The organism is Bacillus sp. HY001 (genome assembly GCF_007558965.1).
GTDB classification, from domain to species: domain Bacteria; phylum Bacillota; class Bacilli; order Bacillales; family Bacillaceae_G; genus Bacillus_A; species Bacillus_A mobilis.
Genome location: NZ_VLTE01000400.1, coordinates 1 through 213, shown reverse-complemented (window position 1 = coordinate 213; position 213 = coordinate 1). Strand labels below are relative to the sequence as shown.

Genomic DNA, 213 nt, shown 5'->3' with positions numbered 1-213 from the left:
CTAAAAGAACAAGGTAATACAGTTATATTAGTTGAACATAATCCTAGCATCATAGAAATGGCTGACTATATTGTAGAAATGGGACCAAAAGCTGGGACTTACGGAGGTTATATAACATTTACTGGAAGTTATCAAGAGTTATTAGAATCGGATACCATAACAGGGAGAATGCTTCAACAACCCATAAAATTCAAAAAAACAAGATCTTTTTCT

The 213-nt window shown here is 32.9% G+C and carries 1 pseudogene; it reads left to right on the top strand.

Annotated features, from left to right (window positions below):
• Positions 1 to 213, top strand: a pseudogene (locus FOT98_RS32810) (excinuclease ABC subunit A); the annotation flags it as partial.